This is a genomic window from Streptomyces cadmiisoli (assembly GCF_003261055.1).
Lineage (GTDB): Bacteria > Actinomycetota > Actinomycetes > Streptomycetales > Streptomycetaceae > Streptomyces > Streptomyces cadmiisoli.
Window position 1 is genome coordinate 2,153,787 of sequence record NZ_CP030073.1, and the last position, 13,428, is coordinate 2,167,214.

Below are 13,428 nucleotides of genomic sequence, written 5' to 3' on the forward strand. Positions count from 1 at the left end.
GATCGCCAGAAAGAAGATGATCACTGTGACCGAAGCATCCGCCACCGCGGGAGCCCTCAAGCGCCTCTCCGACGAAGGCGTGTCGATCTGGCTGGACGACCTGTCGCGCAGCCGGATCGCCTCCGGCAACCTGGCCGAGCTCGTCGAGACCCGGCACGTCGTCGGCGTCACCACCAACCCGTCCATCTTCCAGGCCGCCATCGGGTCCGGTGAGGGCTACCAGGAGCAGCTCGCCGACCTCGCCGTCCGGGGCGTCACGGTCGACGAGGCCGTCCGGATGATGACGACCGCCGACGTCCGCGCCGCCGCCGACGTCCTGCGCCCGGTGTACGACGCCACCGGCGGCCGGGACGGCCGGGTCTCCATCGAGGTCGACCCCCGCCTGGCCCACGACACCACGGCCACCGTCGCCGAGGCCAGGCAGCTCGCCTGGCTGGTCGACCGGCCCAACGTGATGATCAAGATCCCGGCGACCGAGGCCGGTCTGCCGGCGATCACCGAGGTCATCGGTGCCGGCATCAGCGTCAACGTCACGCTGATCTTCTCGCTGGAGCGCTACCGGGAGGTGATGGACGCCTACCTGGCCGGCCTGGAGAAGGCGCAGGCGGCGGGCCTGGACCTGTCGGCCGTCCACTCCGTGGCGTCCTTCTTCGTCTCCCGCGTCGACAGCGAGATCGACAAGCGCCTGACGCTGCTGGGCACCGACGAGGCCCTGGCGCTCAAGGGCCGGGCGGCGCTCGCCAACGCGCGGCTCGCCTACGAGGCGTACGAGCAGGTGTTCTCCGGTGAGCGCTGGCTGGCCCTGTCCGGCTCGCGGGCCAACAAGCAGCGCCCGCTGTGGGCGTCCACCGGGGTGAAGGACCCGGCGTACAAGGACACGCTGTACGTCGAGGACCTGGTCGCTCCCGGCACGGTCAACACGATGCCCGAGGGCACGCTGAACGCGACGGCCGACCACGGCCGCATCCACGGCGACACCGTGACCGGCGGCTACGCGCAGGCCCGTGCCGATCTCGCGGCCGTCGAGCGGCTCGGCATCTCCTACGACGAGGTGGTGCAGCAGTTGGAGGACGAGGGCGTGGCCAAGTTCGAGACGGCCTGGCAGGACCTGCTGGACGCCGTGACGAAGTCGTTGAACGGGAAGGGGGTCGACGGGGAATGAGCAGGAAGCGTTCCACGGCGGCTCAGGCCGAGGGAACCGGGGCCCGGGAGGCCGGCGCCCCCGAGGGATCCGCGGACGCGGCGCCGACGCCGCACGAGGACCGGCACGCGGCGACCGCCGAGCGCGGGACGGACAGCGGGTCCGGTGCGGCCGCGCGGGCCGCCTCACCCGACTGGGCCAATCCGCTGCGCGATCCTCGCGACCGCCGTCTGCCGCGCATCGCCGGGCCGTCCGGGCTGGTCATCTTCGGCGTCACCGGTGACCTGTCCCGCAAGAAGCTGATGCCGGCCGTCTACGACCTGGCGAACCGCGGGCTGCTGCCGCCGGGCTTCTCGCTGGTCGGCTTCGCCCGGCGCGACTGGGCGGACCAGGACTTCGCGGAGGTGGTGCACGACGCGGTGCGCGAGCACGCCCGCACGGAGTTCCGCGAGGAGGTCTGGCAGCAGCTCTCCGAGGGCATGCGGTTCATCCCCGGCGACTTCGACGACGACGAGGCGTTCAAGCAACTGCACACCACGGTCGAGGAGTTGGATGCCGCCCGCGGCACCAGCGGCAACTACGCCTTCTACCTCTCCGTACCGCCGAAGTTCTTCCCGAAGGTCGTCCAGCAGCTGAAGCGGCACGGGCTGGCCGACGCGCCCGAGGGCTCCTGGCGGCGGGCCGTGATCGAGAAGCCCTTCGGTCACGACCTGCGGTCGGCCCAGGAGCTCAACAAGGTCGTGCACGACGTGTTCGAACCGGACCAGGTGTTCCGTATCGACCACTACCTCGGCAAGGAGACCGTCCAGAACATCCTGGCGCTGCGCTTCGCCAATCAGATGTTCGAGCCGATCTGGAACCGCAGCTACGTCGACCACGTGCAGATCACCATGGCCGAGGACATCGGCATCGGCGGACGCGCGGGCTACTACGACGGCATCGGCTCGGCCCGCGACGTCATCCAGAACCACCTGCTCCAGCTGATGGCGCTCACCGCGATGGAGGAACCCGCGTCCTTCGACGCCGCGTCCCTGCTGGCGGAGAAGCTGAAGGTGCTGAAGGCGGTCAAGCTGCCCGAGAACCTCGGCGAGCACACCGTGCGCGGCCAGTACGCGGCCGGCTGGCAGGGCGGCGAGCAGGTGCGCGGCTACCTGGAGGAGGACGGCATCGACCCGGCCTCCACGACCGACACCTTCGCCGCGGTCAGGCTGAACGTCGACAACCGGCGCTGGGCGGGCGTCCCCTTCTACCTGCGCACCGGCAAGCGGCTCGGCCGGCGGGTGACGGAGATCGCGGTGGTCTTCCAGCGCGCCCCGCACTCCCCGTTCGACTCCACGGCCACGGAGGAGCTGGGCGAGAACGCGGTCGTCATCCGCGTCCAGCCGGACGAGGGCATGACGGTGCGGTTCGGCTCCAAGGTGCCGGGCACGTCGATGGAGATCCGGGACGTGACGATGGACTTCGCGTACGGCGAGTCCTTCACCGAGTCCAGCCCCGAGGCCTACGAGCGGCTCATTCTGGACGTCCTCCTGGGTGACGCCAATCTGTTCCCCCGTCACCAGGAAGTGGAAGAGTCCTGGAAGATCCTCGACCCGATCGAGGACCACTGGGCGCAGGACGGCAGGCCGGCGCAGTACGCGTCGGGCAGCTGGGGCCCCCGGGAAGCCGACGAAATGCTCGCACGAGACGGACGGAGCTGGCGCAGGCCATGAAGATCGACCTGACCGACACCACGGCAAGCAAGATCAACAAGGCGCTGGTACAGGGCCGCCGCGCCATCGGCACGCCGGCCGTGGGCATGGTCCTGACGATGGTCGTCGTCACGGACGAGGAGAACGCCTACGACTCGATCAGGGCGGCCGAGGAGGCCTCGCACGAGCACCCCTCGCGCACCCTGGTCGTCATCAAGCGGCACGCCCGCTCCCCCCGGGACCGCACCCAGTCCCGCCTCGACGCCGAGGTACGGGTGGGCGCCGACGCCGGCACCGGCGAGACGGTCATCCTGCGGACCTACGGCGAGGTGTCCGACCACGCCGACTCCGTCGTCCTGCCGCTGCTGCTGCCGGACGCGCCGGTCGTCGTGTGGTGGCCGGTGGACGCGCCCGAGGTGCCCGCCAAGGACCCGCTCGGGGCGCTCGCCCAGCGCCGGATCACCGACATGTACGCCGTCGAGCAGCCGCTGGCCGCGCTGGAGGCCCGCCTGCGCTCCTACGCGCCGGGCGACACCGACCTCGCCTGGACCCGCCTCACCCCCTGGCGCTCGATGCTGGCCGCGGCCCTCGACCAGGCGAGGCAGACGATCACCTCGGCGGCCGTGGAGAGCGAGGCCGACAACCCCAGCGCCGAACTGCTCGCCCGCTGGCTGGAGGCCCGCCTGAACGTCACGGTGGACCGGGTGGAGACCGCCGGACCCGTCGTCACCGGAGTCCGGCTGGGCACCGACAACGGCGAGATCAGGATCGACCGGCCCGAGGGCCCGCTGGCCACCCTGTCCCTGCCGGGCCAGCCGCCGCGCACCCTCGCGCTGAAGGTGCGCCCCACCTCCGAACTCATCGCCGAGGAGCTGCGCCGCCTCGACGCCGACGAGATGTACGCCATCGCCCTGCGCGGCGGCACCAAGGAGAACGCTTCTCATGTCTGACGCCCCCGTGCTGACGCGGCGGCCCGAGTGGACCGCCCTGGAGGACCACCGCACCGAGACGCTCCAGCGCCCCCGGCTGCGTGAGCTGTTCGCCGCGGATCCCGGCCGCGCCGAGCGGTACGTCGTGCGGGTCGGCGACCTGCGCATCGACTACTCCAAGAACCTCGTCACCGACGAGACCCTCGCACTGCTCCAGGAACTGGCCACCGCCACCGACGTGTTCGGGCAGCGGGACGCCATGTTCCGCGGCGAGAAGATCAACATCACCGAGGACCGCGCCGTGCTGCACACCGCGCTGCGCGCCCCGCGCGACGCGGTCGTCGAGGCCGACGGCGTGAACGTGGTCCCCGAGGTCCACGCGGTGCTCGACCGGATGAGCGCCTTCGCCGACCGGGTCCGCTCCGGGCAGTGGACCGGCCACACCGGCAGGCGGATCAGGAACGTCGTCAACATCGGCATCGGCGGCTCCGACCTGGGCCCGGCGATGGCGTACGAGGCGCTGCGCGCCTACACCGACCGTTCGCTGACCCTGCGGTTCGTGTCCAACGTGGACGGCGCCGACCTGCACGAGGCGGTGCGGGACCTGGACCCGGCCGAGACGCTGTTCATCGTGGCGTCGAAGACCTTCACCACGATCGAGACGATCACCAACGCCACCTCGGCGCGCTCCTGGCTCCTTCAGGCGCTCGGCGAGGAGAAGGCGGTGGCCCGGCACTTCGTCGCGCTGTCCACGAACGCCGAGAAGGTCACCGGGTTCGGCATCGACCCGGACAACATGTTCGAGTTCTGGGACTGGGTCGGCGGCCGCTACTCCTACGACTCGGCGATCGGCCTGTCCCTGATGATCGCCATCGGCCCGGAGCGCTTCCGGGAGATGCTCGACGGCTTCCACCTGGTCGACGAGCACTTCCGCACCGCCCCCGCCGAGTCCAACGCCCCGCTGCTGCTGGGCCTGCTGGGCGTCTGGTACGGCAACTTCTTCGACGCGCAGACGCACGCGGTGCTGCCGTACAGCCACTACCTGTCCAAGTTCACCGCCTATCTGCAGCAGCTGGACATGGAGTCCAACGGCAAGTCGGTGGACCGGGACGGGCGCCCGGTGGGCTGGGAGACCGGTCCCGTGGTCTGGGGCACGCCCGGCACCAACGGGCAGCACGCCTACTACCAGTTGATCCACCAGGGCACCAAGCTGATCCCGGCCGACCTGATCGGCTTCGCCCGTCCCGTCGACGAGCTCGGCGACGAGCTCAAGGCCCAGCACGACCTGCTGATGGCCAACCTGTTCGCCCAGGGGCAGGCCCTCGCCTTCGGCAAGACGGCGGACGAGGTGCGGGCCGAGGGCGTGCCCGAGGAGCAGGTGGCGCACCGCACCTTCCAGGGCAACCACCCGACCACCACGATCCTGGCCACCGAGCTGACCCCGTCGGTACTGGGCCAGCTGGTCGCGCTGTACGAGCACAAGGTCTTCGTCCAGGGCGCGATCTGGAACATCGACTCCTTCGACCAGTGGGGCGTCGAGCTCGGCAAGGTGCTCGCCAAGCGGGTGGAGCCCGCCCTCACCGAGGGTGCCGAGGTCCCCGGTCTCGACCCGTCCACGGCCGCGCTGGTGGCCGCCTACCGCGAACTCAGGAAGTGAGCTGACATGCAGATCGGTCTTGTGGGTCTGGGCAAGATGGGCGGCAACATGCGCGAGCGTCTGCGCAACGCCGGCCACGAGGTCTTCGGCTACGACACCAATCCCGACGTCTCCGACGTCGACAACCTGGTCGAGCTCGCCGACCGGCTCCGGGCGCCGCGCGCGATCTGGGTCATGGTCCCGGCCGGCGCCGCCACCCAGGGCGTCATCGACCAGCTGGCGAGCGTGCTCAAGCCGGGCGACACCGTGATCGACGGCGGCAACTCCCGCTGGACGGACGACGAGAAGCACGCCGAGGAACTCGCCAAGCACGGCATCGGCTTCGTCGACGCGGGCGTCTCCGGCGGCGTGTGGGGCCTGGAGAACGGCTACGCGCTGATGGTCGGCGGGGACAAGGAGCACGTCGACCGCCTGAAGCCGATCTTCGACGCGCTCAAGCCGGAGGGCCCCTACGGCTACGTCCACGCGGGCAAGGTCGGCGCGGGCCACTTCGCGAAGATGGTCCACAACGGCATCGAGTACGCCATGATGCAGGCCTACGCCGAGGGCTGGGAGCTGCTGGAGAAGGTCGACTCGGTGACCGACGTCCGGGAGGTCTTCCGCTCCTGGCAGGAGGGCACCGTCATCCGCTCCTGGCTCCTCGACCTCGCGGTCAACGCCCTCGACGAGGACGAGCACCTGGAGAAGCTGCGCGGCTACGCGGAGGACTCCGGCGAGGGCCGGTGGACGGTGGAGGCGGGCATCGACAACGCGGTGCCGCTGCCCGCGATCACGGCCTCCCTCTTCGCGCGGTTCGCCTCCCGGCAGCCCGACTCCCCGCAGATGAAGCTGATCGCCGCCCTGCGCAACCAGTTCGGCGGGCACGCCGTCGAGTCGACGAAGTAGGCCTGCCGTGGGGGATCTCCTGCTGGTCCGCCACGGCGAGACGGAGTGGAGCGTCACGGGACAGCACACCGGCCTCACCGACCTGCCCCTGACGGGGCACGGCGAGGCGCAGGCCAAGTCCCTCGCTCCGCTCCTGTCCGGGCGGACCTTCGCCGTCGCGCTGACCAGTCCGCTGCGCCGCGCGGCACGCACCGCCGAACTGGCGGGCCTGACCGGGGCCGTACCGGACCCCGACCTGCACGAATGGGACTACGGCGGTTACGAGGGCGTCACCACCCAGGAGATCCGCCGCACCCGTCCCGACTGGCAGCTGTGGACGGACGGCGTGCCGCCGGGCACGCACGAGCGGCCGGGCGAGTCCCCGGCCGGGGTCGGCGCCCGCGCCGACCGGGTGCTGTCCCGGATCGGCGGCGCCCTCGCCGGCGGTGACGTGGTCCTGGTCGCGCACGGCCACTTCCTGCGCGTCCTGACGGCCCGCCGGCTCGGGCTGCCGCCGGCGGACGGGCGCCTGTTCCAGCTCGCCACGGGGGCGGTGGGCCGGCTGTCGACGGAGCACGGCCGGCCGGTGGTCGCCGAGTGGAACCTGCGCCCCTGAGCGCCGTGTTGACACCCGCCGTCCGGGCGCGTCAGAGTCCCCGGCGATGGAGACCGACGATCTGACCGCGGCCGAACTGCGGGTGTACCGGGCCTTCGCCCGCGGGGCGACCGTGGACTTCCGGGATCCGCCCGGCGAGGACACCGCCCGCGGAGCGGAGTGGGGGCCGGAGCGCACCGTACGGGCGGCCGTGCTGCGCGATCTGCTGCTCGACCCTCCGCGGCAGGACGGCGAGGTCGCCTCGCTCCGGCTGAAGGGCGCCCGGGTCACCGGCGCCCTGGACCTGCAGTACGCGAGCTGCGAGCACGCCGTCCAGCTGAGCGACTGCTTCTTCGAGCGTGTGCCGCTGCTGTACGGCGCCCGGCTGCGCCAGCTCGATCTGCGCGGCTCGGTGCTGCCCGGACTGGACTCCGCCACCCTCCGGGTGGAGGGCGTACTGCGGCTGACGGGCTGCCGGTTCGCCGGCCCGGTCCGGCTCGGCGGGGCGGAGGTCGCCGGGGCGCTGTTCCTCGACCGGGCACGGATAGCCGCGCCGGACGAGGACCGACCGGCGCTCCAGCTCAACCACGTCACCGTCGGCGACGGCCTCTCGGCCCCCGGCCTGAACGTCCTGGGCGAGATACGCCTCACCGGCGCCGCGGTCGCGGGATCGGTCGACCTCAGCGAGGCCCGCCTCGACCACCCCGGCGGCTCCGCGCTGGACGGGCAGACGCTCGGCGTGGAGGGCGACCTCCTGCTGCGGCGGGCACAGGTGTCCGGCCGGCTGGGGCTGCGGGGATCGCGGATAGCGGGCCGTCTGGACCTGTCCTACGCCCGGCTGTCCAACCCGCTCGGTCCCGCGCTGCGGGCGAGCAGCTGCACCATCGGCGAGATCTGGCTGCGCAAGGGCCCGCCGCCGACGGGCGGTCTGAACCTGCGCCGGACCCAGGTGGACGTGCTGTTCCTGGAACCGGAGATGGTGCCGGACGAGGTCCACCTCGGCAATCTCGTCTACACCTCCCTCGACCCGCACGAACCCGCCGAACGCCGGCTGCCCATGCTGGAACGCGACCGCGACGGCTACGTCCCGCACGCCTACGAACAGCTCACCGCCGCCTACCGGCGCATCGGCGACGACCGTGCGGCCCGGCTGGTGCAGCTGGCCAAGCAGCGCCGGCACCGCGGCACGCTGCCCTGGTACGGCCGGCTGTGGGGGCACGTCCAGGACGCCGCCGTCGGCTACGGCTTCCGGCCGCTGCGGGCGGCCGGCTGGCTGTTGTCGCTGCTCGCGCTCGGTTCGGTCGCGTACACCGTGCACCGGCCGCGCGCCCTGAAGCCCGCCGAGGCACCCGAGTTCGACCCGGTGTTCTACACACTGGACCTGCTGCTGCCGGTGATCTCCTTCGGCCAGGAGTCCGCCTTCGCGCCGGCCGGCTGGTACCGGACGCTGGCCCACGTCCTGGTCCTGACCGGCTGGATCCTGGCGACGACGGTCGTCGCGGGCATCACCCGCACGGTCAGCCGCCAGTGACGGCCCGCACCGCGTGCTGGGCGGCCAGCCGCACCGGCGCGTTCACGGCGCCGTAGCCGCGGTAGCCGCCGTCGCGCTGCACCAGTTCGAAGAAGACACGGCCCACGGTGCGGGTGTAGCAGTGCCGGAACACCCCGTGCGGATCGCGGTCGTAGAGGATGCCGAGTTCGCGGTAGGTACGCAGTTCCTCCTCGGTCAGGTCGTGGCGGGCCGCGAGGTCGTCGTAGTAGTTGGCGGGCACCGGCAGCAGCCGGCCGCCGGCCGCGCGGAAACGGCGGGCCGCGGCGATCACGTCGTCGGTGGCCAGCGCGATGTGCTGGGCGCGGCCGGTGTCGTCGCCCGGTGCGGCGCCGACCGCGAGGGCGATGCGGACGCTGCCGTCGGAGTTGGTGACGGCGCGGCTGCGCAGCAGGCCGTAGGGGTCGGCGACGTCGACGCTCTCCTGCGCGTGCAGGCCGAGCACGCCGCGGTGGAAGAGGGCGGCCTCGTCGAAGTGGTGCCAGGGCTGGGTCAGGGCGAGGTGGTCGATGCGCCGTACGGCGGTGGCGGCGGGACCGTGCGCGACCGGCTCGAAGTCGGCCCGCCAGTCCGGGCGCGGGGGTTCGGCGGGGCCGCCCGGCTGCTCGCCGGGGGCCGGGCGGGCGGGCTCGGGGCAGAAGAACAGTTCCGTGCCGTCGGGTGCGGCGACCGCGTCGAGCGGCGCGTCCTCGGGGGCGCGGCGGCGCGGCAGGACCGGCGCGAGCAGCGCCTCGGCGCGGCGGGCCGCCGCCGACGGCCGCGGCGACCGGAGGCCGACGGCGGCGAGGCCGGTCGCTCCGCGGGGCACCGCGGGCCCGGTGTTGACCAGGACCCGCGCCTCGCCCTGCTGCCACAGGTCGACCGGTTTGGTGCGGTGCCGTGCGGTGCGGGCGAAGCCCAGCGCGCCGAGCAGCGCGGAGACCGGTTCGGTGTCATGGGTGACCAGTTCGGCGAAGGCGATGCCGGTGGGGACGACCGGCGCGGGCAGGTCCGCCGTGCCCACCGCCTCCTGGAGCACCAGCAGGGAGCGGCGGGCGTCGACGGCGGTCGGGCCGGCCTCGGCCTGCCGGAAGACGTCGTTGAAGACCTCCAGCGACAGCGGTCCGGTGTATCCGGTGCGCAGCACGTGGCGGACCAGGCCGGCGACGTCGAAGCCGCCCTGGCCGGGGAAGCAGCGGTGGTGGCGGCTCCACTGCAGGACGTCCATGGCGGGCAGCGGGGCGTCGGCCAGCTGGAGGAAGAAGATCTTCTCGCCGGGGATGTCCTCGATGCCCTTGGGGTCCGAGCCGCGCGAGAGGATGTGGAAGCTGTCCAGGCAGGTGCCGAGCGCCGGGTGCCCGGCCGCCTCGACGATGCGCCAGGCGTGGTCGTAGGTGTCGACGTGCCGGCCCCAGGCGAGCGCCTCGTAGGCGACGCGGATCCCGAACTCCTCGGCGAGGCCCGCGAGGCGCGCCAGGTGCTCCGCGGCCAGCGCGTCGTCGTCGGCGGCGAGCGGGGAGACGCTGGAGCAGACGAGGACGGTGTCGGCGCCCAGCCGGCGCATCAGCTCGAACTTGTGCCGGGCCCGGCGCAGGTTGCGGGCGAACTCCTCGGCGGGTACGGCCTCGATGTCGCGCATCGGCTGGTAGAGGTCGACGCGCAGGCCGAGGTCGGCGCACCGGGCGCGGATCTCCTCGGGGGTGAGGGGGGCGGCGAGCAGGTCGTTCTCGAAGATCTCGACGCCGTCGAAGCCGGCCCGGGACGCGGCCGTGAGCTTCTCGGTGAGGGATCCGCTCAGGGAGACGGTGGCGATGGAGGTGCGCACGGCGGTACCTCTTCCTACCTCGGGGTGCCCACGGCACCGGCCAGCTCGGCGATGTCGGCGAGCATCCGCGCGCTGTCCGGTTCCCGCCCGGTGACCAGCCGGAACGCGTCCGCCGCCTGGAAGACCGCCATACCGCCGCCGTCGAGGGTGGCGCAGCCCAGCGCGCGGGCGGTGCGCAGCAGTTCGGTCTCCAGCGGGCGGTAGACCACCTCGGCGATCCACAGCCCGGAGTGCAGCAGGTCCGCCGGGAAGGGCAGTCCGGGGTGGGCGGCCATGCCGGTGGGGGTGGCGTGGACGACGCCGTCGGCGTGGCGGAGCAGTGCGGCGAGTTCGCGGAGGGCCGCCGGGACCGCCCGGCCGCCGCCGAAGTGCCGGTTCAGCGAGTCGGCGAGGGCTGCGGCGCGCGGCGCCACCGGGTCGACGACGGTGACCTGCCCGGCGCCGAGGGTGAGCACGGCGTGTGCGACGGCCGCGCCCGCGCCGCCCGCGCCGAGCTGCACCACCCGCTCCAGCGGGACGTCGGGCAGTCCCCGCGCGAAGGAGGTGGCGAAGCCGGTGATGTCGGTGTTGTGCCCGACGGCGCGGCCGTCGTCGAGGACGACGGTGTTGACCGCGCCGAGCGCCTCGGCCCGCGGGTCGAGCGCGTCCAGGTGCTCGATGACGAGCTGCTTGCAGGGGTGTGTGATGTTCAGGCCGTCGAAGCCGAGGTCGCGTGCGGCGCGCAGCAGGTCGCCGACCGCCTCGGGGGCGCGCCCGAGGCGGTCGATGTCGATCAGGCGGTACAGGTAGCGCAGGCCCTGCCGGTCGGCCTCCCGCTCGTGCAGTGCCGGGCTGAGCGACGGTCCGATGCCGGATCCGATCAGTCCGACGAGATACGAGTCCTTGGCCACCATCGATCTCCTGACCACTTAATGTACGAACCAGTACGTTAGTCATAGCAGCCGTCCACCGCCAGGGGAAGACCGTGGCCGCCTGCTCTTAGAATCTCGACAGCTGCCCCTCGCCCGAAGGAACCAGATGACCAGCGTCGACGAACCGGTACGGCCAGGCGGACGCATCCGTGACGCCGCCCGCACCCAGGCCGAGATCCTCGACGTCGCCACCCAGGAGTTCGCCCGGGCCGGCTACGACGGCGCCCGGGTCGACGAGATCGCCGCCCGCACCCGCACCACCAAGCGGATGATCTACTACTACTTCGGCGGCAAGGAGCAGCTGTTCACGGCCGTCCTGGAGCGGGCCTACGGGGTGATCCGCGAGGCCGAGCAGCAGCTGGACGTCGAGCACCTGGACCCGGTCGCCGCGATCCGGCGCCTGGCGGAGGTGACCTTCGACCACCACGAGGCGCACCCGGACTTCATCCGCCTGGTCAGCATCGAGAACATCCACGGCGCCGAGCACATCGCCGCCTCCCGGAAGCTGGGCCGGATCGGCTCACCGGCGCTCGACGTGATCCGCCGCATCCTGACCGCGGGACAGGAGTCCGGCCTGTTCACGGCCGACGTCGACGCCGTCGACCTGCACGCGATGATCAGTTCCTTCTGCTTCTTCCGGGTGTCCAACCGGGCCACCTTCGGCGCCCTGTTCGGCCGGGACCTGGTCGACCCGGCGCAGCGCGAGCACTACCGGACCATGCTCGGCGACATGGTGATCGCCTATCTCACCGCGGAGCGCTCGAAGGCCTGAACACGGCGCGGCACACCCCCTTGACAGAGCGGAACGGCGGGCGCACCATCCCTTGCCACTGGGACTAACTATCCAGTGGGTTAATTAGCCGAAGATCCGGCCTTCTCCCCTCCGCTCACTCCGCCCGTGCGGAGTTCCCTCGAAGGAGCCGCCGTGTCCGTCCCCGCCCCCGCCCCGCCCGGACAGCCGAAGAAGGCCGCGACAGCGGCCTGGATCGGCAGCGCCCTGGAGTACTACGACTTCTTCATCTACGGCAGCGCGGCCGCCCTGATCTTCCCCGAGGTGTTCTTCGACGAGTCCGACCCGGCGACGGCCACCCTGCTGTCGCTGGCGACGTTCGGGGTGGCGTACGCCGCCCGGCCGGTCGGGGCGCTGTTCCTCGGCCACTTCGGCGACCGGGTGGGCCGCAAGAAGATCATGGTCTTCACGCTGATGCTGATGGGCGTGTCCACCTTCCTCATCGGCTGTCTGCCCACCCGCGACCAGGTGGGCACCCTCGCGCCGGTGCTGCTGGTGCTGTGCCGTGTGCTCCAGGGCATCTCGGCCGCCGGTGAGCAGGCCAGCGCCAACTCCATGACGCTCGAACACGCGCCGCCCGGCCGGCGCGGGTTCTTCACCAGCTTCACCCTCAGCGGTACACAGGGCGGCCAGTTGCTGGCCACGCTCGTCTTCCTGCCGGTCGCCGCGCTCCCCGAGGAGCATCTGATGTCCTGGGGCTGGCGTGTGCCGTTCTGGCTGAGCGTCGCGGTCGCCGTGGTGGGCTGGATCATCCGCCGCAAGCTGGAGGAGACCCCGGCGTTCGAGCAGCAGACCACCACCGAGGGTGTCGTGAAGCTGCCGCTGGCGGTGCTCCTGCGCGAGCACTGGGCGGATGTGCTGCGGGTGGTCGCGGGCGCCCTGATCGCCTCGGTCAGCACGATCTTCACGGTCTGGGCGCTGTCGTACGCGACCAGCGACTCCGTCGGCATGAGCCGCTCCTCCATGCTGTGGGTCGGCGCGCTCGCCAATGTCGTCGCGCTCGCCGCGATCCCGCTGTGGGCCGCCCTGTCGGACCGCGTCGGCCGCCGCCCGGTGTATCTGGCCGGCGCCGTCGGCAGCGCGATCACGATGTTCCTCTACCTCTGGGCGATCTCCACCGGCTCCTACCCGCTGATCCTGCTGCTGGGCATCGTCGCCTTCGGTGTCGTCTACAGCGCCGCGAACGGCGTGTGGCCCTCCTTCTACGGCGAGATGTTCCCGACCCGGGTGCGCCTGTCCGGGGTGGCGATCGGTACGCAGATCGGTTTCGCGGTCGCCGGGTTCGCGGTCACCTTCGCCGCGCAGATCGCCGGCCCCGACGGCGACGACTGGTTCGCGGTGGCGCTGTTCACCGCGGCGCTGTGCGTCCCGCCGGTGTTCGCCGCCCTCTCGGCCCGCGAGACGCACCGGGTGCCGAGCGAGCACCTCGGCGGGCGGGCGCCGCAGGCCGCCCGGTCCGAGAAGGTGACGGCCTGACCCGTGCGCTCCGGGTCCCCG

At 72.2% G+C, this 13,428-nt stretch carries 11 protein-coding genes; 9 read left to right on the plus strand and 2 right to left on the minus strand.

The annotated features are described in order from the left end of the window. Positions 1–16 precede the first annotated feature (16 nt). Genes tal through DN051_RS08975 form a run of 7 tightly spaced genes read left to right on the plus strand, consistent with a single transcriptional unit; the run spans position 17 to position 8,408 of the window. Entirely contained in the window at positions 17–1,162 is a 1,146-nt protein-coding gene (tal, locus tag DN051_RS08945; protein WP_112442170.1) for a transaldolase, read from the plus strand. Continuing rightward, positions 1,159–2,853, plus strand: a complete 1,695-nt coding sequence (gene zwf / locus DN051_RS08950; RefSeq protein ID WP_079000905.1) for a glucose-6-phosphate dehydrogenase — start codon at positions 1,159–1,161, stop codon at positions 2,851–2,853. The genes tal and zwf overlap by 4 nt, the downstream gene beginning before the upstream one ends. After that, positions 2,850–3,782 carry a glucose-6-phosphate dehydrogenase assembly protein OpcA gene (gene opcA, locus DN051_RS08955; RefSeq protein ID WP_053759087.1) on the plus strand — a complete coding sequence of 311 codons (933 nt, stop codon included), beginning with the start codon at positions 2,850–2,852 and terminating at the stop codon, positions 3,780–3,782. The genes zwf and opcA overlap by 4 nt, the downstream gene beginning before the upstream one ends. Beyond that, positions 3,775–5,418 (plus strand): glucose-6-phosphate isomerase, encoded by a 1,644-nt coding sequence (gene pgi, locus DN051_RS08960; protein WP_112438451.1) that lies wholly within the window; start codon positions 3,775–3,777, stop codon positions 5,416–5,418. Before opcA ends, pgi begins: the two co-directional genes overlap by 8 nt. A 6-nt stretch (positions 5,419–5,424) precedes the next feature. Then, positions 5,425–6,303: a phosphogluconate dehydrogenase (NAD(+)-dependent, decarboxylating) gene (gene gnd / locus DN051_RS08965; protein WP_112438452.1), complete on the plus strand. Its 879-nt coding sequence runs from the start codon at positions 5,425–5,427 to the stop codon at positions 6,301–6,303. A gap of 7 nt (positions 6,304–6,310) precedes the next feature. Continuing rightward, positions 6,311–6,898 (plus strand): histidine phosphatase family protein, encoded by a 588-nt coding sequence (locus DN051_RS08970; protein ID WP_112438453.1) that lies wholly within the window; start codon positions 6,311–6,313, stop codon positions 6,896–6,898. Between the two features lie 46 nt (positions 6,899–6,944). Further along, positions 6,945–8,408 carry a hypothetical protein gene (locus DN051_RS08975; protein WP_053759091.1) on the plus strand — a complete coding sequence of 488 codons (1,464 nt, stop codon included), beginning with the start codon at positions 6,945–6,947 and terminating at the stop codon, positions 8,406–8,408. Here DN051_RS08975 and DN051_RS08980 read toward each other — a convergent pair. Together DN051_RS08980 and DN051_RS08985 are read right to left on the minus strand one after the other, a co-directional pair. After that, positions 8,395–10,230: a sugar phosphate isomerase/epimerase and 4-hydroxyphenylpyruvate domain-containing protein gene (locus DN051_RS08980; protein ID WP_053759092.1), complete on the minus strand. Its 1,836-nt coding sequence runs from the start codon at positions 10,228–10,230 to the stop codon at positions 8,395–8,397. The two genes, DN051_RS08975 and DN051_RS08980, sit on opposite strands and share 14 nt — an antisense overlap. A 14-nt stretch (positions 10,231–10,244) precedes the next feature. Further along, positions 10,245–11,120: a shikimate dehydrogenase gene (locus DN051_RS08985; RefSeq protein ID WP_112442173.1), complete on the minus strand. Its 876-nt coding sequence runs from the start codon at positions 11,118–11,120 to the stop codon at positions 10,245–10,247. Positions 11,121–11,247: 127 nt separating this feature from the next. On the opposite strand from DN051_RS08985, the gene DN051_RS08990 reads away from it, so the two are divergent. Further along, positions 11,248–11,913, plus strand: a complete 666-nt coding sequence (locus DN051_RS08990) for a TetR/AcrR family transcriptional regulator (RefSeq protein ID WP_053759093.1) — start codon at positions 11,248–11,250, stop codon at positions 11,911–11,913. Positions 11,914–12,066: 153 nt separating this feature from the next. Further along, complete coding sequence (locus DN051_RS08995) at positions 12,067–13,407, plus strand: MFS transporter (RefSeq protein ID WP_053759094.1); 1,341 nt, start codon at positions 12,067–12,069, stop codon at positions 13,405–13,407. The last annotated feature ends 21 nt before the right edge of the window (positions 13,408–13,428 follow it).